This is a genomic window from Pseudarthrobacter sp. O4 (assembly GCF_050157025.1).
Lineage (GTDB): Bacteria > Actinomycetota > Actinomycetes > Actinomycetales > Micrococcaceae > Arthrobacter.
Genome location: NZ_CP189591.1, coordinates 4,441,059 through 4,465,228, shown reverse-complemented (window position 1 = coordinate 4,465,228; position 24,170 = coordinate 4,441,059). Strand labels below are relative to the sequence as shown.

The window sequence follows — 24,170 nt, the reverse complement described above, 5'->3', positions numbered from 1 at the left end:
TATCAGATGGTGTCCGCTGCGCGGCCGGCAGGCTGCCCGGCGTCCAGGTAGGCCACCAGGTCCGCAATAGAGATCAGGGGGCAACCGTGCTCCAGGGCGAAACCGCGAAGTCCGTCCAGCCGCATCATTTCCCCGTCGTCGTACACCAGCTCTGCAATCACACCCACGGGCTCCAGGCCGGCCAGCCGGCACAGGTCCACTGCCGCCTCTGTGTGGCCGGGACGTTCCCGCACTCCACCGTTAACGGCGCGGAGGGGAAAAACATGCCCGGGCCGGGTCAGGGCCGACGGCGTGCTGCCCGGGTCCGCGAGGATCCGGGCCGTCAGGGCCCGGTCGGTTGCGGATATTCCGGTGCTGACGCCCGCCGCGGCGTCGCAGGACACCGTGTAGGCCGTGCCTTTGGAGTCCTGGTTGATTTCCACCATCGGTGGGAGCGCCAGCGCGTCGGCCCGGCCGGCGTCGAGCGGCACACAGATCACTCCGGAGCTGTAGCGCACCGTCCAGCCCATCAGGGCGGGCGTGGCATGCTGGGCGGCGAAAATGATGTCGCCTTCGTTTTCGCGGTCCTCGTTGTCGACCACGAGGACGGGACGGCCGGCCGCCATGGCGCGGACCGCGTCTTCGATCGGATCGAGGCCAGAGCGCGTGGCGTTGTCCGTTGCGGCGGACAGGTCCTTGAGGTGATTCACTGTCCCGCCACCTCCCCGCGTACTGCTCCCCCGGCTGCTCCGCTGGAAAATGCGAGCAGGCGCTCAGTGTACTTCGCCAGTACGTCCACTTCGAGGTTGACCCGGCCGCCGGGGCGTTTTGCACCCAGCCCGGTTTCGGCCAGCGTGGTGGGGATCAGCCCCACCTCGAACCACGGCGCAGGCTCCGGTGCCGGGCTCACGGCCGTCACGGTGAGGGACACGCCGTCGACGGCGATGGATCCTTTTTCCGCAATGTAGCGGGCCAGCCCGGCCGGCACACCAAAGCGGAGGCGGTCCCAATTACCGAGCGCCTCGCGCTCCCGCAGTTCGCCGACGCCGTCGACGTGGCCCTGGACGACGTGGCCGTCGAGGCGGCCGCCCGCCGGAACGCAACGCTCCAGGTTGACAGGGTCCCCCGCGGTGAGTTCGCCAATGGTGCTGCGGGTCAGCGTCTCCCCCATGACATCGACGCTGAAATCCTTGCCGTCGATCTCGGTGGCGGTGAGGCAGACGCCGTTGACGGCGATCGAGCCGCCCAGGGCGAGTCCCTCGGTGGTGCCGGGTGCGCGGAGCCGGACGGTGGCGCTGATGTCCCCGTTGCGCTCAACGGACAACACCTTCCCCTGCTCGGCGATAATTCCGGTGAACATCAATTGCCTCCTGCGGCGGTGTCCGCGCCGGTGCGGCGCGGGGTGGAATCGGATGAAGTGGTGGGGGCGGCCGGTGCAGAACCGGTCGCCGGGGCGGGGCGCAGATGCAGCCGCAGGTCGCGGCCGAGCATCCGGACCGCCCCTCCGGACGCGGGGTCCCATTCCCAAGGCTGTGCGTCGGCCAGGGTGGTGATGCCGAGGTCCTCCAGCGCCGGGGTACCTGAGCCGAGGAGCGTCGGGGCGAGGTAGACGATGAGTTCATCCACGAGCCCTGCGGCGAGGAAGGCGCTCAGGATCCGGGAGCCGCCTTCGACCATGAGGTGGCGCACGCCGGCCGCGAACAACTCGTCGAGAGCCTGACGCGGATCGCGCGTCGGCAGGTGCAGCACCTTGCCGTCGTCGCCGTTGATGGCCGCGCCGTCGGGAATCCCGCGGTAACCCATCACGGCGCGCAGCGGCTGCTTGCCGGCCGGCTCGCCGTCTGCGTTGCGGGCGGTGAGGCGCGGATTATCGACGAGGACCGTCTGGGTTCCGACCAGGATGGCGTCGATGCGGCCGCGCAGGGCGTGGTTGTCGGCGAGGGATTCCGGGCTGGAAATCCACTGGCTGGTGCCGTCGCCGGCGGCGATCCGGCTGTCGAGGGTCTGCGCGATGTGGAGGGTGACGAAGGGCCGCTGGGCGGCGACGGCGTCGAACCAGCGACGGTTCATGTCCAGCGCGGGGACTGCCCCGAGCCCGGAACGGACCCGGACCCCCGCCGCACGCAGTGTGGCCGCGCCGCCGGCGGCCGGGTCGTGCGGGTCATCGACGGCGTAGACGACGTCGGTGATACCGGCGTCGATGATCGCCTGCGCACAGGGACCGGTCCGTCCGCAGTGGTTGCAGGGCTCCAGAGTGACCAGCATGGTGGTGCCGCCGAGGTCGTGGCCGGCCGCGGCAGCCTGGGCGATCGCGTCCGCTTCCGCGTGGGCCGTTCCGGCGCCGCGGTGGTAGCCGGTGACCAGCCGGGTTCCGTCGGCAGCGATGACGACGGCGCCCACCAGTGGGTTCGCCCCCCGCGGCCCCTGCAGAGCCGCTTCGACGGCCGAGTCCATGGCGGCGATCTCGGCAGCGCTGAAGCCGGCAGCGCTGAAACCGGCAGTCAGCCTCGCAACGTCGGGGGCGCTCATTTGGCCACCAACGGGTCAGGGAAGGCCGTCTCCACCGTGACAGCCTTGTCCAGCTGCTCCGAGGCGCGCCACCAGACGAAGAATCCGGTGAGCGTGAAGAAGCCGTAGAACAGGTACATAAAGGCGCTGGCGTAGTAGCCGGCGCTGAACAGCAGCGGTACACCGACGATGTCCACCGCCACCCAGATCAGCCAGAATTCGGTCCAGCCGCGGGCCATGCCGTAGGTCGCCAGCAGCGAGCCCATGAATGTCCACGCGTCGGCCCACACCGGTGGGTAGGAGCCGAGCGAGTCGAATACCGGGGTGAGGGCAGCGGTTCCGGCCACGAGGCTAAGAGCCAGGATGACCCGGGTCTTGTTACTGGCCCAGCGTGGCGCGATAGCTGCGCCACCGGCGGAGGACTGCCGGCTCTGCTGCCAGCGGTACCAGCCATAAACAGCGACGCCGACGAACATGACCTGGCGTCCGGCCTGGCCCCAGAGCGTGGCTGGAATGGCAGAGCCGAAGACGTTGCCCAGAAAGACCGTCAAGAGCAGGAGGTTGCCGGCGATGCCCACCGGCCAGGCCCAGACCCGGCGGCGCATGCCGCCCAGGGCGCTGGCGAGCCCAAAAATGTTGCCTAGCACTTCACGAAGAATCAGGACAGATCCACCAACCGGGATCTGCGCTTCGAAGAGCCATCGCAAGAGGTCCATGCGTGTGTCGTTCCTTCCCTCAAGAACCGCGATGGCTCCGGGGGTATACGACAGCGCAATTCCGCGGCACCAAAAGGCGCCGCAGTAACAGCTGTACGTGCTTCTCTCATCCAGACTTTAACTGTCGGTACCGGAGTTCCACCGGTTCAACCGTCCGCCGGCTCCTTCCCGAAGGAAAACGCCGGCTCGCGGGTCGCGGACTATAACCGCCGGTTCGGACTTACACCGACCCCGGAGCACGTATGTGTGTTGTTATTCTGACACAACTGCCGGGTAGCTCCGGCTATTCCCCACAGCCGATGTTACGTAGGGCGTCATTTTCGTCCCGCCCGGCGGCCCGGCGGCTGCCGGAGCGTCAGCGGCTGCCGGCGGCGCGGAGCCGTTCGATGGCCTCCGCGGGATCCGCGGCCCCGTAGACGGCGGACCCCGCCACGAAGACATTCGCTCCCGCCTCGGCGGCACGCACGATCGTCTCCTCGGTGATGCCGCCGTCGACCTGCAGCGCCACTCCGACGCCGGAGCCGTCAATCGCTGCCCGGGCCCGCCGGATCTTCGGCAGCGTGAGGTCAAGGAAGGACTGTCCGCCGAAGCCCGGCTCCACCGTCATGATCAGCAGCAGGTCCAGTTCGGAAAGCATGTCCAGATAGGGTTCCACCGGAGTACCGGGCCGGAGTGCCATTCCTGCCTTCGCCCCGCGGGCGCGTAGCTCGCGGGCCAGTTTGATCGGCGCAATCGAGGCTTCCGCGTGGAAAGTCACGGAGGCAACGCCGGCGTCGGCGTAGCCCGGAGCCCAGCGGTCGGCGTCGGCGATCATGAGGTGGGCATCCAACGGCACCGGGCTGACGGCCTGGATCCGCTGGACAACGGGCAGCCCGATCGTCAGGTTGGGCACGAAGTGGTTGTCCATGACGTCGACGTGCACGGCATCCGCGTTACTGATTCTGCGAAGTTCGGCTTCCAGGTTCGCGAAGTCGGCTGAAAGGATGCTCGGGTTGATGCAGCACTGGGCCATGAAATTCCTTTACGTTTCTGCTGGGTGGTCTGCTGGGCATGGTTTCCAGTGACCAAGTGTGTCCTGAAACTCAGGCCTTTTTGTGGATGAGCGCCAGGAACATGGCGTCCGTCCGGTGCACATGCGGCCAGAGCTGGGCGGTGAGTTCGTGCCCGGCCCCAAGATGGCCGGTGAGGCTGACGCTGTCCAGTGCGGCACCGGCGTCGAGCAGTTCGAGGTCGTCACGTTTGCGCAGCACATCGCTGACGACGGCGGTGGTCTCCGCCGGGTGCGGCGAGCACGTCACATAGGCCACGACGCCGCCGGGCTTGACGGCTGCCAGCGCGGACTTGAGCAGTTCGCGCTGCAGCGGGCCGAGGTCCGTCAGGTCCTTGGGCGTGCGCCGCCAGCGTGATTCCGGGCGGCGGCGCAGGGCGCCGAGCCCGGTGCAGGGCGCATCGACCAGGACGCGGTCGAAAGTTTCCGCCATTTCCGAGCCGACCTCACGGCCGTCGCCGGTCCGGACCTGCCAGACCTCGTGCGGAACCGCCGCAAGGGCCTGCCGGACCAGCTTCGCGCGGTGCGGTGCGGGCTCGTTGGCCAGCAGAGTGGCGCCCTGCTGACGGGCGAGGGCACCGAGCAGCGCCGCCTTGCCGCCGGGACCGGCACACAGATCAAGCCAGCGTTCACCGGTTCTGTCAGTGCCGGTTCTGTCAGTACCAGTCCCATCGCCGGCGGTGCCGCCGGCGGCGAGGCGGCCGGTACCGCCAGTCCCAAGATCGACGGCGGCCATGGCGCGGGCCACGAGCTGCGAGCCGACGTCCTGGACCCGGGTGCTGCCCTCGCGCACCGAAGCGAGCCGGCCGAGATCACCACCACTGGAAAGGGCCGAGCCTTCGACGAGTTCGCCCGGCGTCGCGCCGCCTTCGAGGGCCTCGTCCAGGCTTCCCAGCCCGGGCAGCGCCACGAGGTTGACCACCGGGGCGGCGTTGTCCGCCTCGAGGAGCTCACTGATTTCAGTGACCGGACGGCCGTGGGCCACGAGGGACTGCCGCAACGCACGGACGATCCATTCCGGGTGGGCGTAGCGGATCGAGGCGATCCTGGTTTCGTCCGTCTCATCGCTGAGCAGCAGCTCCAGCCACTCCTCAAGGGTGTGCGCGGAGACCCTCCGCAGGACGGCGTTGATGAGGGCCGATGGCCCGGCGCCGATGACGGCGCGGGCGAGGCCGACCGTCTGGTCCAGGGCGGCGTGCGCGGGGACGCGCATGGCCACCAGCTGATGGACGCCGATCCGCAGCGCATCGAGGATGGCCGGATCCAGCTGGTCCAGCGGCCGGTCCACGCAGCGGGACAGGATCGCGTCGTAGGTGCCCTGGCCGCGCAGCGCGCCGTAGCTCAGCTCGGTGGCGAAGCCGGCGTCGCGCTTGTCCAGTCCGTGGTGCCGGATCCGGGCAGGCAGCACGAGGTTCGCATACGCGTCCTCGGACGCGACGGCGCGCAGCACCTCGAAGGCGACCAACCTTGCCGGATCCGCACGGCGGGTGCGCTGGGAGGGGGCGTTCTCGGTGAAGCCGCGCTGGGGGCCGCGGTTGCGTTCCCGGCCCTGCGCGTCGCGCTGGCTGCCGTCGCGTCCCCGGCCGCCCGGGCCCCCACTCTGCCCGGTACCGCGCTGGCCACCGCCACCCGCCCCGCCGCGCTGGCCGCCGCCATCCGCTCCGCCGCGCTGGGGGCCCCTGCCACGGCCGCTGCCGCTAGTCCCGGACTCGCTCATTCGAATACCACGCTTTCAAGTGTTGCCTGCCCGCGCGCCCAATCGGCGGCGGTCATCATTTTCTTGCCCGAAGGCTGGACCCGGGTGAGTTCAACCGGGTGTGAGCCGGTTCCCACCAGCACGCTCCTGCCGTCCACGGCCAACTGTCCGGGCTGCAGCGCCGCGGCTTCGGGCCGGAGCAGCACCGGTTCCACCTTGACCCGCTGCCCATCCAGGGTGGTCCAAGCGCCCGGCTCGGGCGTGACGCCTCGCGCCCGCCGCCCGATCGCGAGGGCAGGTTGCAGCCAGTCGAGCCGGCCGTCGTCGAGGGTCAGCTTGGGGGCCAGACTGACGTCTCCCTGCTGCGGCACGGCCGCTGCCTTGCCGGCGTCGACGGCGGACAGCGTCTGGGTGAGCAGCACGGAGCCGCTGTGGGAGAGCCGCTCGAGCAGGACCCCGGCCGTGTCATCGGGGCGGACGGCTTCGGTCAGCGTGCCGAACACCGGACCGGTGTCCAGCCCCTCTTCAAGGAGGAAGGTGACGGCGCCGGTGACGTCGTCGCCGGCGATGAGGGCCCGCTGCACCGGTGCGGCTCCGCGCCAGGCCGGCAGCAGGGAGAAGTGCAGGTTGATCCAGCCGTGGCGGGGGATGTCCAGGGCGGCCCGCGGAATGAGCCCGCCGTATGCCACGATCGCGGCGACGTCGGGGGCGGCGGCGGCAATCCGGGCGGTGACGTCGGCGTCGACCTTGGCCGCATGGATGACCTCGATGCCGAGTTCGGCGGCCCGGGCGGCCACCGGTGACGGCGTCAGAACGCGCTTGCGTCCCAGCGGCGCGTCCGGGCGGGTGAGAACGGCGACGACGTCGAACCCGGCCTCGACGAGCGCGTCCAGGGACGGCACGGCGACGGCAGGCGTCCCCGCGAAGAGTACCCTCACTGGGGATTTCCGAAGGAGCCGGTTGCGCCGGCTCCAGTTCCGGAGCTGCCGGGTCCAGAAGGACCGCCGCCGAAACTGGAGCCGACCGTCCTGGCGCGCTTCGCCGTCGTCTGCTCGGTGATCGAGTCGTAGTTGGCGTTCCGGATCGCCCGCAGCGCGGCCTTGCGGTCTTCGCCTTCGAGCCGGTCGGTGAAGAGGATGCCGTCCAGGTGGTCGGTCTCGTGCTGGAAGCAGCGGGCCAGCATGCCCTCACCCTCCACCGCGACGGGGTTGCCGTGGAGGTCGACGCCGGTGACACGGGTGTGCCGGCGGCGCCGGACCGGGAAGCCCAGGCCGGGGATGGAGAGGCAGCCCTCGCCCTCGTCCGGCTGGAAGTCATCGCTGTTTTCAAGCACCGGGTTGATGATGTGTCCCTCGATGCCGCCGATGCGGTAGGTGAAGACGCGCCGGCTCACACCGACCTGGGGCGCGGCCAGGCCTGCGCCGTCGACGTCCTCCATGGTCTCTGTCATGTCCGCCACGAGCTTCGCCAGTTCAGGCCCGAATTCCGTCACGGGATCGGCAACTGTGCGCAGCACAGGATCACCGATGATGCGGATATTCAAAATGGCCATGTGCAATCTGTCCTTACGATGGGCGGCTACGGGATCCAATCCAGTTTAGTTGCCCCGGCCCGCGTCCCGAACGTCTTCGCCGGATCCGCCTCGGTGGGGCGGTTCGGCTGAGGGATGCCGCAGTGGGGGCGGACATCCCGTTTTCGGGAGCTTCAACGAGATCAACGGGCATCTCGGCTCCCGGCTGGCCTACGGAACGCGTGCTGTCGCCCTGGCGGGGTGCGTTGGGATCCCGCAGACGCGACTGGCCCGACCGGCGAGTATGCGGTGCGCCGGTTCACGAAGCGCGGAACGCCTGACGGCGGGGACTCCGGCGCCGCGGGACGCGGAGTGGCCAATAATGTCGGAGCCCTCTGGAAGAGTGTAGCTATGGAAGCCATCGGGGATTTCATTCCCTTCCAGGACACAGAGCAGGATGCGGGCCGGGTCACAGGCCGTGGTCCAGCCCGGGCCCTGCAGCCTGGTCTGGACAGCGCTCTCGCCGCGCTCCAAGAGGTGGGCTCGACGGCGGCAGGGGACGCCGCGGACTGGGGATTCCGGACTGCGTCTGACTTCGCCGGCCGGGTGGAGGAACTCTCGCGGACGGTGGAGTACCTGCAGCTCGTGGCCGCCGCCGCCGTGGACCGGACCCGGAAACAGTCCGCCGCGGCTCCTGCGAGGGGCAGCACCACCTGGACCACCGGCTGGCGCGACACCTCCGGCGGCGACGACGGCCCGGTCGGCGCACCCGGGGCCGTCGATGCGACCGGTGCCGTGGCAACGTACGGCGCGGTGGACGGTATGCCCGGGGCGGTGGATCCCTCGGTTGCCGTGGACGACGGCTACCGGAACACCACGGAGTTCCTGCGGGCGCGGCTGCGGATCAGCGCCTCCGAGGCCCGGAACCGGCTCTCCCTGGCCGGGAACCTCCTGCCACGGCTGGGCCTTGCCGGACGGCAAGTGCCTCCCGCGCACGAGGAACTCGGCGCCGCCGTGGCCTCTGGAGACGTCGCGTCCCGGGCCGCGACGATCATCACCGCCGCGCTGGACCGCGTCCGGCACACCTGCGACGCCGAGGCAGCCGCCCAGATGGAGCACGCCCTGACGCGCACCGCCGCCGAGAACGACCCGGACTTCCTGGCCCGCGTCGCACGGAGCTGGACCGACGCGCTGGACCAGGACGGCGCCGAGCCCTCGGAGGAACTGCTACGCCAGCTCCAGGGCGCCTTCATCCGCCGGCCGCGCCACGGACTCCAGCACCTCGAAATCTTCGCGACCACCGAACAGTTCGAACACCTCCTCACCGTCATGAACACCGCCACCAACCCCCGCACCACCGTCACGCAGACACCCGGAGCCACGGCAGCGGGAGCCGCGTCAGCGGGTGAGGGTTCCGTCGACCGCCCCGCCGCTGGGGACAGCCCTGCCGCCGGAGTGTCCGCCACCGTTGCGAGTGCTGCGGGCGTCACGAGTGTTGCCGCCGCTGCGAGTGCTGCGGGTGTTCCGGCTGCTGCCGGTGTTTCGAGTGCCGCTGCCGCTGCGGCCGGTCCGGTGGAGGACCCGGCGCTGCCGGTCCTGGATCTCCGCTCGCGGCCGCAGAAGCTGCTCGACGGCCTCATCGGTGCCTGTAAAATCGCCCTCGCCGCGGGCTCCCTGCCCGCCGCCGGCGGACTCCGCCCGCAGGTCATGGTCACCATCGACTACCGGGACCTGCTTTCCCGGCTCGGAGACGGCCCGGACGGCCCGGCAGAAGGTCCCGGATTCCCCGGCCGGTCGGCGGCCCGGACCGGAACGCTGCTGTTCACCGGCCCGGTCACGGCCTCCACCGTCCGGAAGATCGCGTGCGACGCAGACATCATCCCGGTCCTCCTCGGCGGCGAGGGCAGGATTCTGGACATCGGCCGGGCCTCAAGGGTTTTCCCGCCCCACATCCGCAAAGCCCTCACCGCACGCGACCAGGGCTGCGCCTTCCCCGCCTGCACCATCCCGGCACCATGGTGCGAAGCCCACCACATCACCTACTGGTCCCGCGGCGGAACCTCCGGAACGGACAACGGAACCCTGCTCTGCTCGCACCACCACCACGTAATCCACAAGGAACAATGGACCATCCAGGTCAAAACCGGGATCCCCTGGTTCATCCCGCCACCACACCTCGACCCGAGCCAAAGACCCCGCCGCAACCACTACTTCCGACCCTCAGATCTCGGCACGGTCACGTAACGCCCTCATGACGGCGGCCGCGGGTGAGGGCGGTGCGGAGTAACCGCGCCGGCGTGTGATTGCGTGAATTCCATCAAAGCGCTGCTCCGATGGCCCAGATATCTCCATGGCGGAGATCTGATCGCGTTGTGACCGACGCGATGCCGTTCGGTCTCGATAACCCGACAGCTGCCGTCCGCCCTGATGTCCCGATGGAAGCCCCAGGTCCCGAGCCCCAAGCCGGCGCAGAAGAGCCGCTGAATCCACCGTCGCCGAGGTCCGCAGCCCCCGTCGCCGGTGTCAACCGTCCTGAGGTAGGCAGCCTTGAACTCCGCCGTCCCACACACACGAGCGGTGCCCTCAGGGCAGAGCGCCGATCACGGTTCCGCTCTGGATTCTGCTCATCACCGGTGCCGTCCTGGCGGCCACCCACTCGGCCCACGCTGCTCTCGGCCACCGTTGTTATCGGAATACTGTGGCCCTTCGGCACGCTGCGGGTTCAGCGCAGCAGGTTCAGCGCTGCGGAGGCGGGGCAAGCGGGAGCAGAGCCGTTCCGGCGACAGCGGTGTCGGCGGACATCTCCCAGACACGACGCAGGGCGCAAAACTTCCACCAGTGGTGTTTCAGGACGTCCGGGTTGGCCCGCAGGGGACGCACTTCCGTCTCGCCGACGGCAACGGCCAGCAGGATCGGGGATTCGCCGTGTTTCCAGGCCTCCCATTCCCCGGCCGCCGGATCCACAAGGCTTTCTTCGGCCTTCATGCCGGCCACGAGCTGCATGACCACTTTGTCATCGAGGGGCTTGACCGTGCCGTCCCTGCTGGTGCCCTTGGTCTTGTAGTCGATGAGGCAGATGCGGCCGTTGATCTTAGCGACGAGGTCCAAGGTTCCGGCGTAGCCGACCGTCTTGTTCCAGACCGTGATCTCGGGCGCGATCGGCTCCACCTGGAAGAGCTCCCACCACTCGTCGAAGCGGGCCGCGAAGGCTTCATCGCCGTTGGCGGCCAGCAACTCCCTGGTTTCCTTCATCTGGTGCGGCCGGCCGAGGGCACGCAGGGCCACCTGCTCGCAGTAGTTGTGGACCCGGTCCCCGCGCTTCGCGGCGTCGTCGCGGTAAGTCTCGGCCGCCTTGGCGGCGCGGCTGACGGCCTGGCGCACCTTGGCCGGGCTGCCGAGGATGCCGGGTAGCGTGGGGTCCTGGGCAAGGCTGTTGGCGCCCATGTACCCGAACCAGCCGTCCAGGCCGTGGGGCTGCTGCCCGATCACGGTGGTGATGGAGGGCACCGAAAACTGCTCGGACGTGGAACGTGCGTACATCCGGCCATGGTCCGTGGCGTGGGCAAGAAGTGGAGCGGTCATGGAAAGACTCTTTCACAAGGGACTGACAGTGGAAGTACAAGAGCGGGCCCAACAAGCTGCCGGATCAGCGGGCTGGAAACAAAATGGTCCGCCCCACTCAGTGAGCGGAACGGACCATCTATTGGGTGGGCGATACTGGGTTCGAACCAGTGACCTCTTCGGTGTGAACGAAGCGCGCTACCACTGCGCCAATCGCCCCAATGCCATTGAATGCTAGCCCACCCCGGCGGATTTTAGAAATCGGCCTCTCGTCCGCCGGAATGCGTCGATCGCGGATCCGACGGCCAGCCGCCGTCGAACGTCTGCCCGCCACCAAAGTCATCCGCCTGACAGGGACGAATTACACGGCTGTAATTAGCAAAAAGCCCTAGAATCCAAGGATGCGCGGGGCTCCGCGGCCCCACGCGACGTCGCGATTTGTAGATTCCCTGAACCTCCTATAGAGTTCTTACTCGTTGGAACGCGAGGAAATGCCGAATTGCGGCGCGGAATTGCAGACAATAATGCGGACGTAGCTCAGCTGGTAGAGCACCACCTTGCCAAGGTGGATGTCGCGAGTTCGAATCTCGTCGTCCGCTCGCAGGACACTGTCACGGCAAAGGTTCTTCGGAATCCTGTCTACACGGTGGGTTGGCCGAGAGGCGAGGCAGCGGCCTGCAAAGCCGTATACACGGGTTCGAATCCCGTACCCACCTCGGTGAAAACCCTGGTTTCCGGTTCCGGCCGGATGCAAGGGGCGATTGGCGCAGCGGTAGCGCGCTTCCCTGACACGGAAGAGGTCACTGGTTCGATCCCAGTATCGCCCACCAAAGCAAGGCAACTTGCTTGACGTAGGAACCACCCGGTCATACCGGAACGTACTACAACTGCGGACGTAGCTCAGCTGGTAGAGCACCACCTTGCCAAGGTGGATGTCGCGAGTTCGAATCTCGTCGTCCGCTCTCTGTTTATGACTCCACTCCGGATCCTTCCGGTTGCGGGCGATTGGCGCAGCGGTAGCGCGCTTCCCTGACACGGAAGAGGTCACTGGTTCGATCCCAGTATCGCCCACCATGAAAGCAGCTCCCCGGAGCTGCTTTTTTTGTGCCGTGTCCGTGGCCCTATTGCCCTGTGGCCCTATTCCCCTGTGGGCGGACATCCTTGGCACTCCCCCCAGCGGCGGCTAGGGTAGAAATCGCTAGGAGCGATCTGGCTCCGCGACCGAAGGGAGGTGCCCGTGGGTATTCTTGACGATCTGAAGGGCAAGGCTCAGAAAGTAATTGGTGGCAATCAACAGGCCATCAAGGACGGCATCGAAAAGGCAGGCGACTTCGTCGACTCCAAGACCGGCGGAAAGCACGCCGACAAGATCGATTCCGTCCAGCGGGGCGCTTCCGACTTCGTGGACAAGCAGAACGGCACGCCAGGCACTGCGCCGGCGGCCGGAGAGCCTCCTGTGGCCGGACAGCCTCCCGTCAACGTTGAGCCCCCTGTCGCCGGGGAACCCCGGCAGCAGGGCCTCTGACCCAGGTACGTCAGCGAGGTGCCGGTCCCGCCGAGAGGCGGCGCCGGCACCTTCGGCGTTTAACGGCGCCTTAACACACGACGCTGACACACTTGGCGCCCATCCGAGGCCTCAGGATGGGCGCCAAGTGACGCCGCGTTGCTCCGGGCGTCTAGGAGGGTTCGTGGTTCTGGCCCTCGCGGGCCAGCGCGGTGAGCCGGGACACCGCCCGGAAATACTTTTTCGTGTACCCGCCGGTCATCATTTCCTCGGTGAACAGCTGATCGAACGGCACACCGCTGGCGAGGATCGGGACATCCTTGTCATAAAGCCGGTCCGCCAGCACCACAAAGCGCAGCGCGACAGCCTGTTCCGTGATGGTGTGGACGTTCTTCCACACCACGCCCTCGATGCCGTCCAGCAGCTGGCGGTAGCGGCTCGGGTGGACACCCGCCAGGTGGTTGATCAGGGTGCTGAATTCGTCGCGAGCCACCGTCTTGCCGTCGAATTCTGCATGCATGTGGTGCGTCAGGTCATCGTTGCGCAGCGGCAACGGAGCGGCCGGCAGGCCGCGGTGCCTGAAGTCCTCGCCGTCGATCCGGACGACGTCGAACTGGTCCGCCAGCACCTGGATTTCACGGGCAAAGTCGACGGCCGCAAAGCGGCCGTCGCCCAGGGAGCCCGGCAGGGTGTTGGAAGTGGCCGCCAGCTTGACGCCGGCGTCGGCCAGTTCGCGCATCAGCCGGGACATCAGCACCGTGTCGCCCGGATCGTCGAGCTCGAATTCGTCGATGCAGACAAGCTTGTAGTGGCTCAGCGCCTCCACCGTCTTGCGGAAGGACAACGCGCCGACCAGGTTGGTGTATTCGACGAAGGTGCCGAAGGCCTTGGGCCCGGGGGCGGCGTGCCACAGGGAGGCAAGCAGGTGGGTCTTGCCGACGCCGAATCCGCCGTCGAGGTAGATTCCGGCGCGCGAGGTGTCCTTCTTCCCGAAGAGCCGCTTGAAGAGTCCGTCGCCGTCGCGCGCGCCAACGCCCGCAGCGAAACCCTCGAGCGCCCGGACCGCCGCGGCCTGGCTGGGCTGGGAATGATCCGGCCGGTAGCTGGAAAACGACACCTCACCGAAGCGCGGCGAGGGATAAAAACCGTGGAGGAGTTCATCCACTGAAACTGCCGGGGTGCGGGCGGCGAGCTGTTCGATCTGTACCAAGGTGGTCCGTTCTGCTGGTCACTTGTCCCCAGCAAGAATACCGGCACTGCAGGTCCTGCCCGCGAGCGGACGCGGGAGGGGCCGGCCCACGTGACGAAGGCCATATTTCCGAGTGTGAACGGGGGCGGGACATTCCCGGCGGTGCGTGGCTAGTGTTGTAGGAGACCCGGCGCCGCCATCGATCCGTCCGTGGCCCGGCCCTGACCGTTTCAGTGAAAGGCCATCACCATGCCCTATCCCGTTGAGCAGAACGAAAAGTTTGCCGCCTACGCCCACCCGGAGCGGCTGGTCTCCACCGAGTGGCTGGCCACTGAAATCGAAGCTGGCGCCCTCGACGGCGGCAAGCTGGTGGTGGTGGAATCCGACGAGGATGTGTTGGTCTACGAGACCGGCCACATCCCCGGTGCGGTGAAAGTCGACTGGCACACCGACCTGAACGATGAGGTCACCCGCGACTACGTGGACGGCCAGGCGTTTGCCGCCCTGGCAGCGGCCAAGGGGATCTCCCGCGACAGCACCGTGGTGATCTACGGCGACAAATCGAACTGGTGGGCAGCCTACGCCCTGTGGGTGTTCACGCTCTTCGGCCACGAGGACGTCCGACTCCTGGACGGCGGCCGCGACAAGTGGATCGCCGAGGACCGTGCCCTCACCACCGAGACCACCGTGCCGGTTCCCGGCGAGTACCCCGTCGTTGAGCGCAACGACGCCCCGATCCGGGCCTTCAAGGACGATGTCCTGGCGCACTTCGGCAAGCCGCTGATCGATGTCCGCTCCCCCGAGGAATACACCGGCCAGCGCACGCACATGCCCGCCTACCCTGAGGAAGGTGCCCTGCGCGGCGGCCACATCCCGACGGCTGCCTCCATCCCGTGGGCCCGCGCGGCCGCCGGCGACGGCACCTACCGCAACCGCCCCGAACTTGAGGCGCTCTACCTCGGCGAAGCGGGCCTGAAGGCCGGCGACGACGTCGTGGCCTACTGCCGCATCGGCGAGCGTTCCAGCCACACCTGGTTTGCGCTGAAGTACCTCCTGGGCTTCGACAGCGTCCGCAACTACGACGGCTCCTGGACCGAGTGGGGCAACGCCGTGCGCGTCCCGATCACCAAGGGCACCGAACGCGGCACGGTTCCGGCTGCCAACTGAAGCTCAGTGTGGCCGGACCGGGACACAATCGGCTGCCGTGCGTAAGCTGGGAGTGATGAATACTTCTGCCCTCCCCGCCGCGCTGGCGGAAATTGTTGACGACTTCCAGGCCCTGACGGAACCCGACCGGCTGCAGCTGCTGCTCGAGTTCTCGCGCGGACTGCCGGAACTGCCGGACCGGCTCAAGGACCACCCCGAGCTGATGGAACAGGTGGTCGAGTGCCAGTCGCCGCTGTTCCTCACCATCGAGACGGAACAGCACGACGGCGGCGCCCCGGAAAGCGTGCGCCTTTTCTTCCAGGCGCCACCGGAGGCTCCGACCACCCGGGGCTTCGCCAGTGTGCTGCACGAAGGACTCGACGGGCTCAGCCCGGCCGAGATCCTGGCCGTCCCGGACGACATGCCGGAGCTGCTGGGCCTCACCCGCGCCATCACCCCCCTGCGCATGCGCGGCATGACGGCGATGCTGGGCCGGATCAAGCGCAAGGTTGCCGCGCTTCCGCAGCACTCCTGACGTCCGGCAACTGCTGATGGCCCGCAAACAGGCGTCACAGGGAACTCCGGCCACCGCGGCCCTCGCGGCGGCCGGGGTTCCTTTTGTCTCGCACCCGTACAGCCATGACCCCGCCGCGGCCAGCTACGGGCTGGAGGCCGCGGAGGTCCTTGGCGTTGATCCCGCCCGGGTGTTCAAGACCCTGATGGTCGACGTCGACGGCCGGCTCGCCGTCGGGGTGGTTCCGGTGAGCGGCAACCTGGACCTCAAGGCGATGGCCGCGGCCCTGGGCGCCAAGAGAGCCGCGATGGCGGACCCCGCCGCCGCCGAACGCCGGACAGGCTATGTGCTCGGCGGGATCTCGCCGCTGGGGCAGCGGCAGTCCTCCCCCACGGTCGTGGACGACAGCGCCCTGGGCCTGGACACGATCCTGGTCTCGGGCGGACGGCGCGGCCTGGACATCGAGCTCAGCCCGGCCGAACTGATCCGGCTCACCGGCGCCCGCACGGCCCGGATCGGCACCAGCATGAGCTAGTCCGGGCTGGACTGGCCCGGGTTGGGCCGCGGAGCGAGCTGCCGCCCCAGCCAGGCCGACACGAGCCCTTCCCAGCGCCCCGGGTCCACGTTCCATTCCTTGGTATGCAGGGCGCGGTCGAACTTCTCGAAGGTGACCATCTCAGGGTTCTTCTCGGCCAGGACCGCCGACGGGCCATACGGGACGTACTCGTCGTCGACGCTGTGGAGGATCAGCGTCGGCGTCCGCAGTTCCACGGCGCGCGAGACCCAGTCCATCGTCTTCAGGTCCACCGGCGCGGCGAGGCCGGTCAGCCGGCGGCCCAGCTTGTGGCTCATCATCAGCTGCCCGTAACGGCCGACGGCGGACGGGATCCGGTTGAGCTCCGCATGGTGCGCCAGCACGTTCACCCAGTTGATCACCGGAGCGTCGAGCACCATGGCCCGGATCAGATGGTGATAGCGGGAGAGGTCCGCGGTCTGCAGGCAGATGGCCCCGCCCATCGACCAGCCGAACAGCACCACCTCGCGGGCGCCCTGTGCCAGGGCGTAGCCGATGGCCGCCTCGACGTCCCGCCATTCGGTGGAACCGAGGCCGTAGCGTCCGTCCAGGGCTGATGGCGCGAGCCCGTCATTGCGGTAGGAGATCAGCAGGCTCGACATGCCCAGTTCGTGTGCCGTGCGGACGGCCCGCAGGCCTTCGAGCCGGGTCGCCCCGCGACCGTGGACCATGATCGCCCAGGTGTCCGCCTCGGGTGCCCGGATGAGCCACGCCGGCGCGGTCCCGCCGTCGACGTCGATCTGCACCTCTTCCGAGGCGAGGCCGATGCTGGCGGCGTCCGGGTGCGCGGCGCCGCTCCACCAGCCGCGCCGCGCCTGGGTGAGGTCGCCGCTGTAGACCGCCTCGACTTCCCGCAGCACCGTGCGCTCCGCCGGCGAGTAGGACACGATCCGGCCGATCCGCGCGTGGCCCCGGCCGCCGTCGAAAAAGAAGCCGTAGACGCCCTCAACGGTGTTATCGGGGGTGGCCGCGAGGATGACCTGCAGCCCGTGCCCGTCACGGATCACCGCGAGGATTTCCTGATCCTCGTCGCGGACCCTGTCCGGGGTGATCACCCGGCGGGCGAAGTACAAGGCCAGGGCGGAGGATCCGGCGGCGAGCAGTCCGGCCGCGGCGCTCCCGCCGATGATGCCGCCCAGGACCCACTTGGCGCTGGCGGGCAACGATGCCTCGGTCCCGGGTGCTGCCGCGGCGGTGCTCGCCTTACCTCGGGCAGGGGAGACGCGGGCGGTGGGGATCCGGGGCGGGTCAGGCAGGAGGCGCTGGGAGGAAGCCATGCCACCATTCTTACCGAACGCGACGCTCACAGCGGCATCCGGGCCGTTCCGAGACCCGTCTGCGTGGGCCGCGACGGGCGAGGCAGGCCCGGACACGGGCAAATTGGTGCGGGGCCAGTAGCGCCCGGCTAGGCTGGGGGCATGAGTGATCCAATCGTCATTTTGACAGAAGAGCCCCTCGGCGCGGATGACCGCGTCAACATCCAAGCCCTGGTTGCCGGCGGTGATGCTCCCCTGGTGGTCCTGGTACCCGCCAATACCGAGCGGCACCTGCTGGTGGACTTCCTGGAAAACCTTTCCCTGCTGGAAATCTCCAAGGCCTTCCGTGAACTGACGGCACACTCCGACCCTGCCGGGGAACGGGCTGAAGCCGCCGAAACGCTGGCGCTCTCGCTCGCGGCCCTGGCCGGTCTGGGCGGTGGCGTCTCGGGCGAAATCGTCGAAGGCAGGGCCGTCGACGGCCTCGTCGCCAAGGTCAAAGAACTCGGCGCCGGACAGGCTGTGGTGATCACCCGCCCGCACGCCGTCGCCGACACCTTCCACACCGACTGGGCCAACAAGGCACAGGACAAGCTGGGCCTGCCGGTCCTGCATCTGTACGCCGGATCGGGATTTATCGGGGACTCCTGAGCGTTATTGAGGCTATGAGCATCTTTAACCACAGGCCCAAAGTCACGCCCGTAGCAGCTCCCGCCGCCGGGGCTGCCGCAGAAACGGCCAGCACAGCGGTTGAAAAGTCAGATGAGCAGTGGCGCCAGGAGCTGACGCCGGGAGAGTACCGGGTGCTGCGCCAGGCCGGAACCGAGCGCCCGTACACCGGCGAGTACTGGGACACCCATACCGCGGGCGTCTACCAGTGCCGGGCCTGCGGCACCGAACTCTTCACGAGCAACGAGAAGTTCGACTCCCACTGCGGCTGGCCCTCGTTCTGGGCGCCGCTCGCGGAGGGCACCGTCCGCTACATCCACGACCGCACGCTGGGCATGGAACGTGTGGAAGTCCGCTGCGCCACCTGCGATTCCCATCTGGGCCATGTGTTCGACGGCGAGGGCTACGGAACCCCCACCGACCAGCGCTTTTGCATCAATTCCGTCTCGCTGAAGCTCGTCTCGGCGGACGACGCCGGCAAGTAGCCTCACGCCTGGTCCGGGCTGCCCGCCGGGCAGCCCCGCCGGGCAGCCCCGTCCGGCAGCCCCGTCCGGCAGCCCCGTCCGGGCTTTGGCTGGGACGGGCTCCTCGGCCCGATTGCCACAGAGTTTCTTATGCTCGATGCAATTTTGCATTAGGGATGCTGTTTGCTTGCTACGCTCGCCATAGATACTGACGAGCGATGCTCCCGGCAAACAGAAAGGCGCCTGACGATGACTACCACCGCTATCACCGCCCCCGCCCCCATCACCTCCAACTCCCCGGACTGGCTGCGGCTCAAGGCTGCGGCCACCGCGCTGCAGGGCCTCCAGGTGCAGGACGGATCCGTGCCCGAGGCTGCCGACCATGCGGCCGCGGCCGGTCATGTCGAAACCATCACTGCAGCGATCGGTGCCCTCTCCCCCGCCTTCCCGCACGACGCGGAATACCTCGGCCTCCTCGTCACCGACTTCGGCCGCTGGGCCGACGCCGGCTTCGGCGTCCCCGACTTCCTGGACTCCCTGCAGGCCTTCCAGCCGCAGCAGCACCGGGCCAACGGGCTGCAGCACCTCGTGGTCTTCCCGATGTACACGCAGAACGGCAGCAGCAACCGCCTGGTCGAAGCCGTGCTGATCGAGGTCATCTGGCCCGAGTTCATCGCCGGGCTGGAACAGGGCGAGTACTCCAACAAACTCTTCGTCCCGATCCGATTCCTCGACTTCACCCCCGGCTACAACACCAACTCCGCCGTCCTTTTCCCGGAATCCGTCGCTGTCCGCGAGACCCCCACCTTCACCTGGGGCGCGATCTTCGCCGACCGTGAGGCGGCCCGCTTCCGCCGCGTGCTGAGGGCCGCCGCGGACATCACTTCCCTGCAGCTGCCCGAGGACGCCGCCGGCCTGCTCGAGGACCAGGAGCTGAGCCAGGAAACCTTCGTCATGTGGGACCTCATCCACGACCGCACCCACATGCGCGGCGACCTGCCGTTCGATCCCTTCATGATCAAGCAGCGCATGCCGTTCTTCCTCTACTCCCTCGAGGAACTGCGCTGCGACCTGACCGCCTTCCGCGAATCCGTGAAAATCGAAAAGGACGAGGACGCGGACCCGGAGGCACGGCGGCACGCCAAGCTCGTCCAGTACGCCGTCATCTTCGACCGGATCTTCCGCTTCGCCATCACCGGCAGCCGCGTCCGCAACTACGACGGCCTCGGCGGGCAACTGCTCTTCGCCTGGATGCACCAGCACCACGTCCTGCACTGGACCGACAGCAAGCTCAGCATCGACTGGGACGAGGCTGCCGGCGTCGTCGTGGAACTCGGCGCCCGGATCGAGGAACTGTACTGGCGCTCGATCGACCGCCCCAAGATGGCGCACTGGCTCGCCGCTTACGAGCTGATCTCCGGGACCGTCACCCCCAACCCGGCCTCCGTCTGGGCCAAGGGCCCCGGCGCGCTCCCGCTGGACGGCCCGCCGCGCGGCCTCACGGACCAGGTGCTCGACGACGAGTTCCCGCTGTCCATGTTCTACGAGGCGCTGGAGAAGAAGATGCGGCCGGTCATCGAATCGACGGCGGGGATCATCGGGTCCTCGGACACCGGCACGGCAACCACAGCCCTTAACGCCGGATGAGCGCTCGACGCGCCCTGAACGTGGTGGTCACGGGCGGCAGCGGGCCGTCCGGGATCGCCACGGCGCGCGCCCTGCACGACGCCGGGCATACGGTCTTCACGGTCGGCTCCGACGGGCCCCGGATCGGGGCCGCCGCCGCGGCGGCCGGCACCGGCGTCACGCCGCTCGTGTGCGACCTCGCGTCCCTTGCCGACGTCCGGGCGCTGCACGCCACGATCGCCGCGAAGGTGGGGGCCGTCGACGGCGTCGTGCACCTGGTCGGCGGCTGGCGCGGCGCGAAGGGCATCACCGACCAGAGCGACGAGGACTGGGACTTTTTGGAACGCGGCGCCATCACCACGGTGCGGAACGTCACCCGGGTCTTCTATGACGACCTCGCAGCCTCGGACAGTGGCCGCTTCGCCATGGTCTCCTCCACCGCCGTCGGCAGCCCGACGGCGGCCACCGCCAGCTATGTGGCGGCCAAGGCCGCGGCCGAGGCGTGGACCCTCGCGGTGGCTGACGGCTTCCGGCGGGACCAGTCGGCGACCGCCTACTCCGGGGGTACAAAAGATCCGGGCAGTTCCGGCAATCCGGTGGAGCAGCGCAGCGCCGCCGTCGTGCTCGTGGTCAAGGCGCTCGTCGACCCGGCCATGCGGGCCAAGTCCCCCGAGCGGAAGTTCCCGGGCTTCACCGATGTGGAGGAGCTGGCCGCCGCCGCCGTCGGGCTCTTCACCACCCCTGCGGCGAAGCTGAACGGGCAACGGCTGCTCCTGAGCCGTTGAACCCAAACCCTGGACTTAGCCCCTGGGCCCGGACCTCCCTAGACTGAAAGCGTGAGCAAATCGATGACAAGCACAGTTGAGACTTCCCCTGCCGGCACCGCGGGGCGGCTCCATGATCCGTCCGTCCGGGGCTTCGCCTCGGACAACTACTCCGGCGTCCACCCCGAGGTGCTGGCGGCCCTCGCCGCCGCCAACGAGGGACACCAGGTCTCGTACGGCGAGGACGACTACACCGCCCGGCTGCAGCAGCTGATGGAGGGGCACTTCGGCGAGGGGATCGAATGCTTCCCGGTCTTCAACGGCACCGGCGCCAACGTGCTCTCACTGCAGTCCCTGCTGCCGCGCTGGGGGGCGGTCATCTGCGCCTCCACGGCCCACATCAACATGGACGAGAACGGCGCCCCGGAGCGCATCGGCGGCATCAAGCTGCTCCAGGTGCACACGGAGGACGGCAAGCTCACCCCCGAGCTGATCGACAAGGAAGCCTGGGGGTGGGGCGACGAGCACCGCGCCCAGCCGCTGGCCGCGTCCATCACGCAGACCACCGAACTCGGCACCTGCTACACGCCGGAGGAAGTCCGGGCCATCGCCGAGCACGTCCACGCCAAGGGCATGAAGCTGCACATGGACGGCGCCCGGCTGGCCAACGCCGCCGCGCACCTTCAGGTGCCGCTGCGGGCCTTCACCCGCGACGCGGGCGTGGACATCCTCTCCTTCGGCGGCACCAAGAACGGGCTCCTCTTCGGCGAGGTTGTGGTGGCGCTGAACCCGGAAGCCGCCCACGGCCTGATCTACCTGCGCAAGATGAACATGCAGCTGGCTTCCAAGATGCGGTTCATGTCCGCACAGTTCATCGCCCTGCTCGAAGGTGACCTGTGGCTGCGCTCGGCCTCGCACGCCAACGCGATGGCAGCCCGGCTGCGCGCCGGCGTCGAGTCGATCCCGGGCGTCGAGCTGAGCCAGAAGACCGAATCCAACGGAGTCTTCGCGATCCTGCCTGCCGGTGTGGCTGACCGGCTGCGCACGTCCTTCCGCTTCTACGACTGGAATGAGGCGGCCCGCGAGGTCCGCTGGATGTGCTCCTTCGACACCACCGAGGACGACGTTGACTCCTTCATCGCAGCCATCAAGCGCGAACTCGCTGCCGGCTAGTCCGGCCCGCCCGGGGCCAGGCCCGTTTCCGCCCGGCAGGCGGCGAGCCTGCCGGGCTTCGGAGCCCGCGTTGCATAATCTTCCATTGTGAACGCACTCGACCAGGTTCCGGCAGATTTTCTCTTCGCTTTGGGGACCCTTCGCCAAGCACGGTGCCGCAGTGAGCTGCACCTGGAGGAGATTCCGGCGCCCTCACGGCTGGCACCCTTCGCCGTGGCACTCGGAGCAGAAGTCATTGCCCCTGGTGACGCGGCAGGCGCCGTCCACGGTCCGGCAGCGGCGGGGCTGGAACCCGCTTCCGGGAGTGACGACGCCGAACTGGCCACCGGCCGCTTCATCCTGCTCCACGATCCCGACGGCTCCGCTGTCTGGGACGGGGAGTTCAGGGTGGTGACCTATATCCGCGCCCAGCTCGAGGCCGAGATGGGCAACGACGAAATGCTGGGCTCGGTCGCCTGGACCTGGCTCGTGGAAGCACTCGACAACCACGCCGCGCCCTACCGTTCGGCCGGCGGCACCGCAACGAGGGTGCTGTCTGAAAGCTTTGGCACGCTCTCCGACCGGCCCAATTCGATCGACATCGAACTCCGCGCCTCCTGGACCCCGGCCAGCCCGGACATCACCTCACACCTGGAAGCATGGTCTGACATGGTCTGCACCTTCGCGGGGCTTCCACCGCTGCCCGACGGCGTCACCCCGCTGCCGCACCGACGGCGGGAGCAGTCATGAGTCCGCGCCGAATCGGCCCGGTTTTGCCGAATGCGCGGTCCGCTACGCCGTGTTGTCGCTAACTTGTCGGTAAACTGAAGTCACCATGACCTCTCAAATACCGGAAATGACCACGGCCGGCGCCGTTCAAAGTAAGACAGAGGCCGCTGACATCACAGCCCATATCACCGTGGAGGGCTTCGACAGCCTGGTCCCCGAGGTAATCGACCTCGATGCCCCCCGCGACGGCGTGCCGCTGGTGATCGAAACCCAGTCCGGCCTGGAACGCTGCGCTGCGGCTCTTGCCGCAGGCCACGGCCCCGCGGGAGTGGATGCCGAACGTGCCTCCGGCTTCCGCTACGGCCAGCGCGCCTTCCTTGTGCAGATCCGCCGTGAAGGCTCGGGCACCTGGCTGATCGACCCGGAAGCCTTCGGGGACCTGCGAATCGTCAACGAGGCCCTCAAGGGGGTCGAATGGATCCTGCACGCGGCCAGCCAGGACCTGCCCTGCCTATCCGAGCTCGGCATGTGGCCGGACAAGCTCTTTGACACCGAACTCGCCGCCCGGCTCGCCGGACTGCCGCGGGTCGGCCTCGCCGCCGTGATCGAACAGCTCCTGGGCTTCGGCCTCGCGAAGGAACACTCCGCGGCCGACTGGTCCACCCGCCCGCTCCCGGAACCCTGGCTGCGCTACGCGGCCCTCGATGTCGAGGTCCTGGCCGAGCTGCGCGAGGAACTCATTGAGCTCCTCGTGGCCGACGGCAAACTGGACTTCGCCGAACAGGAGTTCGCCGCCATCCTCGAGGCCGGCCAGGCCCTGCCCCGCGTCGACCCCTGGCGCAAGACGTCCGGCCTCCACCAGATCCGGGACCGGCGCCAGCTGGCCGCCGTCCGGGAACTCTGGCTGGAACGCGACTCGCTGGCGCAGAAGCGCGACGTCGCCCCGGGCCGGCTCATCCCCGACTCCTCCCTCGTGGCGGCGGCCAAGGCGATGCCGACCACCGTGCCGCAACTGCTCGGCACGAAGGGATTCCATGGCCGCGCGGCCCAGCGCGAGGCGCCGCGCTGGCTGCGTTGCATCAGCACCGCCAGGAGCCTCGAGGATCTTCCTCCCCTGCACCTGCCCACCAACGCTCCCCCGCCGCCGCGCGTCTGGGCCGACCGGGACCCGGAGGCTGCCGCACGGCTTGCCACCGCCCGGCCGAAGCTCCAGGCGAAGGCCGAGGAACTGAACCTGCCAGTGGAGAACCTGCTGACCCCCGACTACCTGCGGCGGGTGACCTGGCGTCCGCCGGCCGAGCTCAGCGAGGAAGGCGTGGCCGAGGAACTCCAGAACCTCGGCGCGAGGCAGTGGCAGATCGAAATCACCGCCCCGCTGATCACCGAGGCCTTCCTGCACCCCGAGCCGCTGCCGGTCAAGGAAGCCAAGGCCGTTCCCGAATCGGCGGCCGACTCGGCCCCCTGACGGGCATTCCCCACGCTCCTTGCCAGCAATGTTACTGACGAGTAACATGTTGATTGTTGTAGCCCGGATCCACGCTGCCTGTGGCTGTTTCGCCAGCGGC

23 protein-coding genes, 6 tRNA genes and 1 riboswitch are annotated in these 24,170 nt (G+C 68.4%); of the genes, 17 read left to right on the top strand and 12 right to left on the bottom strand.

Going from position 1 to position 24,170, the window contains the following annotated elements; genetic code table 11:
* Window positions 1-2 precede the first annotated feature (2 nt).
* The 8 genes from ribB to def form a co-directional block, all read right to left on the bottom strand.
* Window positions 3-605, bottom strand: a complete 603-nt coding sequence (gene ribB / locus ACQCSU_RS20635) for a 3,4-dihydroxy-2-butanone-4-phosphate synthase (protein ID WP_426979881.1) — start codon at window positions 603-605, stop codon at window positions 3-5.
* An 80-nt stretch (window positions 606-685) separates the two neighbouring features.
* Entirely contained in the window at window positions 686-1,339 is a 654-nt protein-coding gene (locus ACQCSU_RS20630) for a riboflavin synthase (RefSeq protein WP_426977200.1), read from the bottom strand.
* Entirely contained in the window at window positions 1,339-2,508 is a 1,170-nt protein-coding gene (gene ribD, locus ACQCSU_RS20625) for a bifunctional diaminohydroxyphosphoribosylaminopyrimidine deaminase/5-amino-6-(5-phosphoribosylamino)uracil reductase RibD (RefSeq protein ID WP_426977199.1), read from the bottom strand. Before ribD ends, ACQCSU_RS20630 begins: the two co-directional genes overlap by 1 nt.
* Window positions 2,505-3,203, bottom strand: coding sequence for a nicotinamide riboside transporter PnuC (pnuC, locus tag ACQCSU_RS20620; RefSeq protein ID WP_426977197.1), 699 nt, complete (start codon window positions 3,201-3,203; stop codon window positions 2,505-2,507). The genes ribD and pnuC overlap by 4 nt, the downstream gene beginning before the upstream one ends.
* A 93-nt stretch (window positions 3,204-3,296) precedes the next feature.
* Window positions 3,297-3,447: riboswitch (FMN riboswitch) on the bottom strand.
* A gap of 111 nt (window positions 3,448-3,558) precedes the next feature.
* Window positions 3,559-4,215, bottom strand: coding sequence for a ribulose-phosphate 3-epimerase (gene rpe, locus ACQCSU_RS20615; RefSeq protein WP_426977196.1), 657 nt, complete (start codon window positions 4,213-4,215; stop codon window positions 3,559-3,561).
* 70 nt (window positions 4,216-4,285) lie between these two features.
* On the bottom strand, window positions 4,286-5,968 hold the full coding sequence (locus ACQCSU_RS20610; protein WP_426977194.1) for an RsmB/NOP family class I SAM-dependent RNA methyltransferase: 1,683 nt from the start codon (window positions 5,966-5,968) through the stop codon (window positions 4,286-4,288).
* Window positions 5,965-6,885 (bottom strand): methionyl-tRNA formyltransferase, encoded by a 921-nt coding sequence (fmt, locus tag ACQCSU_RS20605; protein ID WP_426977193.1) that lies wholly within the window; start codon window positions 6,883-6,885, stop codon window positions 5,965-5,967. Before fmt ends, ACQCSU_RS20610 begins: the two co-directional genes overlap by 4 nt.
* Window positions 6,882-7,499: a peptide deformylase gene (gene def, locus ACQCSU_RS20600; protein ID WP_426977191.1), complete on the bottom strand. Its 618-nt coding sequence runs from the start codon at window positions 7,497-7,499 to the stop codon at window positions 6,882-6,884. The genes fmt and def overlap by 4 nt, the downstream gene beginning before the upstream one ends.
* A 369-nt stretch (window positions 7,500-7,868) precedes the next feature.
* Between def and ACQCSU_RS20595 the strand changes: the two genes are divergently transcribed.
* A complete protein-coding gene (locus ACQCSU_RS20595) occupies window positions 7,869-9,701 on the top strand; it encodes a DUF222 domain-containing protein (RefSeq protein WP_426977189.1) in 1,833 nt (610 codons plus the stop codon).
* Between the two features lie 492 nt (window positions 9,702-10,193).
* Here ACQCSU_RS20595 and ACQCSU_RS20590 read toward each other — a convergent pair whose 3' ends face one another.
* Window positions 10,194-11,039 carry a cytochrome gene (locus ACQCSU_RS20590; RefSeq protein ID WP_426977187.1) on the bottom strand — a complete coding sequence of 282 codons (846 nt, stop codon included), beginning with the start codon at window positions 11,037-11,039 and terminating at the stop codon, window positions 10,194-10,196.
* Between the two features lie 126 nt (window positions 11,040-11,165).
* Window positions 11,166-11,237, bottom strand: a tRNA-Val gene (locus ACQCSU_RS20585).
* A gap of 307 nt (window positions 11,238-11,544) precedes the next feature.
* On the opposite strand from ACQCSU_RS20585, the gene ACQCSU_RS20580 reads away from it, so the two are divergent.
* The 6 genes from ACQCSU_RS20580 (at window position 11,545) to ACQCSU_RS20555 (ending at window position 12,543) form a co-directional block, all read left to right on the top strand.
* Window positions 11,545-11,617: transfer RNA gene (locus ACQCSU_RS20580), tRNA-Gly, on the top strand.
* A gap of 46 nt (window positions 11,618-11,663) precedes the next feature.
* A tRNA-Cys gene (locus tag ACQCSU_RS20575) sits at window positions 11,664-11,734 on the top strand.
* Window positions 11,735-11,773: 39 nt separating this feature from the next.
* Window positions 11,774-11,848: transfer RNA gene (locus ACQCSU_RS20570), tRNA-Val, on the top strand.
* Between the two features lie 59 nt (window positions 11,849-11,907).
* Window positions 11,908-11,980, top strand: a tRNA-Gly gene (locus ACQCSU_RS20565).
* Between the two features lie 37 nt (window positions 11,981-12,017).
* Window positions 12,018-12,092, top strand: a tRNA-Val gene (locus tag ACQCSU_RS20560).
* Window positions 12,093-12,255: 163 nt separating this feature from the next.
* On the top strand, window positions 12,256-12,543 hold the full coding sequence (locus ACQCSU_RS20555) for an antitoxin (RefSeq protein ID WP_426977186.1): 288 nt from the start codon (window positions 12,256-12,258) through the stop codon (window positions 12,541-12,543).
* A gap of 151 nt (window positions 12,544-12,694) precedes the next feature.
* Here the strand turns inward: ACQCSU_RS20555 and zapE are convergent, their stop codons facing one another.
* Complete coding sequence (gene zapE, locus ACQCSU_RS20550; protein WP_426977184.1) at window positions 12,695-13,732, bottom strand: cell division protein ZapE; 1,038 nt, start codon at window positions 13,730-13,732, stop codon at window positions 12,695-12,697.
* A gap of 228 nt (window positions 13,733-13,960) precedes the next feature.
* On the opposite strand from zapE, the gene ACQCSU_RS20545 reads away from it, so the two are divergent.
* The 3 genes from ACQCSU_RS20545 to ybaK are packed head-to-tail and all read left to right on the top strand — an operon-like array spanning window position 13,961 to window position 15,906.
* Window positions 13,961-14,878 carry a sulfurtransferase gene (locus ACQCSU_RS20545; protein ID WP_426977182.1) on the top strand — a complete coding sequence of 306 codons (918 nt, stop codon included), beginning with the start codon at window positions 13,961-13,963 and terminating at the stop codon, window positions 14,876-14,878.
* Window positions 14,879-14,933: 55 nt separating this feature from the next.
* Window positions 14,934-15,392 carry a SufE family protein gene (locus ACQCSU_RS20540; protein WP_426977181.1) on the top strand — a complete coding sequence of 153 codons (459 nt, stop codon included), beginning with the start codon at window positions 14,934-14,936 and terminating at the stop codon, window positions 15,390-15,392.
* Window positions 15,393-15,408: 16 nt separating this feature from the next.
* Complete coding sequence (gene ybaK / locus ACQCSU_RS20535) at window positions 15,409-15,906, top strand: Cys-tRNA(Pro) deacylase (protein ID WP_426977179.1); 498 nt, start codon at window positions 15,409-15,411, stop codon at window positions 15,904-15,906.
* Here ybaK and ACQCSU_RS20530 read toward each other — a convergent pair.
* Window positions 15,903-17,222 (bottom strand): alpha/beta hydrolase family protein, encoded by a 1,320-nt coding sequence (locus tag ACQCSU_RS20530; RefSeq protein WP_426977177.1) that lies wholly within the window; start codon window positions 17,220-17,222, stop codon window positions 15,903-15,905. The two genes, ybaK and ACQCSU_RS20530, sit on opposite strands and share 4 nt — an antisense overlap.
* 141 nt (window positions 17,223-17,363) lie before the next feature.
* Between ACQCSU_RS20530 and ACQCSU_RS20525 the strand changes: the two genes are divergently transcribed.
* The 7 genes from ACQCSU_RS20525 (at window position 17,364) to ACQCSU_RS20495 (ending at window position 24,070) form a co-directional block, all read left to right on the top strand.
* Window positions 17,364-17,852, top strand: coding sequence for a hypothetical protein (locus ACQCSU_RS20525; protein WP_426977175.1), 489 nt, complete (start codon window positions 17,364-17,366; stop codon window positions 17,850-17,852).
* Window positions 17,853-17,866: 14 nt separating this feature from the next.
* Window positions 17,867-18,355 (top strand): peptide-methionine (R)-S-oxide reductase MsrB, encoded by a 489-nt coding sequence (msrB, locus tag ACQCSU_RS20520; RefSeq protein WP_426977173.1) that lies wholly within the window; start codon window positions 17,867-17,869, stop codon window positions 18,353-18,355.
* Window positions 18,356-18,583: 228 nt separating this feature from the next.
* Window positions 18,584-19,981 carry a DUF6421 family protein gene (locus tag ACQCSU_RS20515; RefSeq protein WP_426977171.1) on the top strand — a complete coding sequence of 466 codons (1,398 nt, stop codon included), beginning with the start codon at window positions 18,584-18,586 and terminating at the stop codon, window positions 19,979-19,981.
* Window positions 19,978-20,745, top strand: a complete 768-nt coding sequence (locus tag ACQCSU_RS20510; protein WP_426977170.1) for an SDR family oxidoreductase — start codon at window positions 19,978-19,980, stop codon at window positions 20,743-20,745. Before ACQCSU_RS20515 ends, ACQCSU_RS20510 begins: the two co-directional genes overlap by 4 nt.
* A 63-nt stretch (window positions 20,746-20,808) precedes the next feature.
* Entirely contained in the window at window positions 20,809-21,897 is a 1,089-nt protein-coding gene (locus ACQCSU_RS20505; RefSeq protein WP_426979880.1) for a threonine aldolase family protein, read from the top strand.
* Between the two features lie 84 nt (window positions 21,898-21,981).
* A complete protein-coding gene (locus ACQCSU_RS20500) occupies window positions 21,982-22,626 on the top strand; it encodes a DUF3000 domain-containing protein (RefSeq protein WP_426979879.1) in 645 nt (214 codons plus the stop codon).
* 85 nt (window positions 22,627-22,711) lie between these two features.
* The gene (locus tag ACQCSU_RS20495; RefSeq protein WP_426977168.1) at window positions 22,712-24,070 is read left to right on the top strand and encodes an HRDC domain-containing protein; all 1,359 of its coding nucleotides are present in this window, start codon (window positions 22,712-22,714) and stop codon (window positions 24,068-24,070) included.
* The last annotated feature ends 100 nt before the right edge of the window (window positions 24,071-24,170 follow it).

Coding starts and splice junctions, on each gene's coding strand:
- ACQCSU_RS20540 (WP_426977181.1), top strand. CDS start 14,934: ATGAATACTTCTGCCCTCCCCGCCGCGCTGGCGGAAATTGTTGACGAC.
- ACQCSU_RS20590 (WP_426977187.1), bottom strand. CDS start 11,039: ATGACCGCTCCACTTCTTGCCCACGCCACGGACCATGGCCGGATGTAC.
- ACQCSU_RS20525 (WP_426977175.1), top strand. CDS start 17,364: ATGAGTGATCCAATCGTCATTTTGACAGAAGAGCCCCTCGGCGCGGAT.
- def (WP_426977191.1), bottom strand. CDS start 7,499: ATGGCCATTTTGAATATCCGCATCATCGGTGATCCTGTGCTGCGCACA.
- ybaK (WP_426977179.1), top strand. CDS start 15,409: ATGGCCCGCAAACAGGCGTCACAGGGAACTCCGGCCACCGCGGCCCTC.
- ACQCSU_RS20595 (WP_426977189.1), top strand. CDS start 7,869: ATGGAAGCCATCGGGGATTTCATTCCCTTCCAGGACACAGAGCAGGAT.
- ACQCSU_RS20630 (WP_426977200.1), bottom strand. CDS start 1,339: ATGTTCACCGGAATTATCGCCGAGCAGGGGAAGGTGTTGTCCGTTGAG.
- ACQCSU_RS20510 (WP_426977170.1), top strand. CDS start 19,978: ATGAGCGCTCGACGCGCCCTGAACGTGGTGGTCACGGGCGGCAGCGGG.
- ACQCSU_RS20515 (WP_426977171.1), top strand. CDS start 18,584: ATGACTACCACCGCTATCACCGCCCCCGCCCCCATCACCTCCAACTCC.
- ACQCSU_RS20505 (WP_426979880.1), top strand. CDS start 20,809: ATGACAAGCACAGTTGAGACTTCCCCTGCCGGCACCGCGGGGCGGCTC.
- ACQCSU_RS20530 (WP_426977177.1), bottom strand. CDS start 17,222: ATGGCTTCCTCCCAGCGCCTCCTGCCTGACCCGCCCCGGATCCCCACC.
- ribD (WP_426977199.1), bottom strand. CDS start 2,508: ATGAGCGCCCCCGACGTTGCGAGGCTGACTGCCGGTTTCAGCGCTGCC.
- ACQCSU_RS20610 (WP_426977194.1), bottom strand. CDS start 5,968: ATGAGCGAGTCCGGGACTAGCGGCAGCGGCCGTGGCAGGGGCCCCCAG.
- ACQCSU_RS20495 (WP_426977168.1), top strand. CDS start 22,712: ATGACCTCTCAAATACCGGAAATGACCACGGCCGGCGCCGTTCAAAGT.
- ribB (WP_426979881.1), bottom strand. CDS start 605: ATGGCGGCCGGCCGTCCCGTCCTCGTGGTCGACAACGAGGACCGCGAA.
- ACQCSU_RS20545 (WP_426977182.1), top strand. CDS start 13,961: ATGCCCTATCCCGTTGAGCAGAACGAAAAGTTTGCCGCCTACGCCCAC.
- rpe (WP_426977196.1), bottom strand. CDS start 4,215: ATGGCCCAGTGCTGCATCAACCCGAGCATCCTTTCAGCCGACTTCGCG.
- pnuC (WP_426977197.1), bottom strand. CDS start 3,203: ATGGACCTCTTGCGATGGCTCTTCGAAGCGCAGATCCCGGTTGGTGGA.
- msrB (WP_426977173.1), top strand. CDS start 17,867: ATGAGCATCTTTAACCACAGGCCCAAAGTCACGCCCGTAGCAGCTCCC.